Below are 551 nucleotides of genomic sequence, written 5' to 3'. Positions count from 1 at the left end.
GATGTTTTTCTGCGGGACATGGTAGTTGTAGATTTTCTGATACTGGTACAGCGTCTCCTGTAAATCCCTGGACGCATCAAAATGCGTGGTAGCGAGAATCTCGCTAATCCGGCCATTGAAACGCTCAACCATGCCATTGGTTTGCGGGTGTTTGGGCTTGATCAGACGGTGCTCAATGCCTTCTGCCTGACATACTTGATCAAAAGGATGCTGGCCGGTGGGTTTGCGTTCTCCGTTGGCGATAAAGCGATCCGTAAACTCTTTACCATTATCCGTCAGCACCCTGGTGATGATAAAAGGCGCCTTCTTGATGAGCTGCTTCAGAAATCCTTTGGCGCTACGAGCACTTTTATCTGGCAAAATCTCCAGATAGACCCAGCGTGTCGCACGGTCAATGGCGACAAATAAATACGTCCGCCTGGATTCATCCGCCATTTGCGGCAGATACTTCACGTCCACATGCACAAAGCCAGGCGCATAGTCCTTGAAGGTTTTGCGCTTGGCAGGTTGTGCTTCTTCTTCATTTTCTGCGCGTAACAGCGCGTTGAGGT

General features: G+C 49.9%; 1 protein-coding gene. It reads right to left on the bottom strand.

Annotated elements, in window-relative coordinates:
• The coding region (locus ACOCD2_RS25590; RefSeq protein ID WP_293675647.1) for a DDE-type integrase/transposase/recombinase at window positions 1-551 on the bottom strand (551 nt) is incomplete at both ends.

Source organism: Thiolapillus sp. (assembly GCF_048562965.1).
Taxonomy (GTDB): Bacteria; Pseudomonadota; Gammaproteobacteria; order Chromatiales; family Chromatiaceae; genus Thiolapillus; species Thiolapillus brandeum_A.
Note: the sequence above shows the minus strand (reverse complement) of the source record. Positions and strands in the feature narration are given on the sequence as shown.